At 64.5% G+C, this 524-nt stretch carries 1 pseudogene; it reads left to right on the forward strand.

Annotated features, from left to right (window positions below):
* Positions 1–387: pseudogene (locus HX873_RS27155) on the forward strand (DEAD/DEAH box helicase); the annotation flags it as partial.
* Positions 388–524 lie beyond the last annotated feature (137 nt).

Below are 524 nucleotides of genomic sequence, written 5' to 3' on the forward strand. Positions count from 1 at the left end.
ACCCTGAACGCCCTGAGAGCCTGGCGTGAGCGTCATGCAGGCGTGGCGCTCACGCTGATTCGCGGCAACCACGACAAACGCGCTGGCGACCCGCCTGGCGATCTGAATATTGAGGTGGTGCCCGAACCCTTGCTGATGGGCCCGTTTGCCTTGCAGCACGAGCCCGACGCCCATGCCAGCCACCATGTGCTGGCCGGGCACGTGCATCCGGTGTATCGCCTGCGGGGCAAGGGCCGGCAAAGCTTGCGCCTGCCGTGCTTCCTGATCGGCAACCAAGTCAGCCTGCTACCGGCGTTCGGCGCTTTTACCGGGGGTTATTCAGTGACGCAGGAAGAAGGCAGCCGGATCTTCGTGATCGGAGACCAGGAAGTATGGCCAGTGCGTTGAGCAACTGACCATTGGCGACACGTGCAGGAAATCAGGCCACAGGGGCGGGAGGCGGTTCGTCAGGGAGAGTGGGTTCGCCAGGCTCTTCAGGCTGGTTGGGCCAGGGATCATCGGGACCTGGCTGGCCGGGAAGGCCG

The organism is Pseudomonas sp. P7758, from assembly GCF_013386485.1.
Lineage (GTDB): Bacteria > Pseudomonadota > Gammaproteobacteria > Pseudomonadales > Pseudomonadaceae > Aquipseudomonas.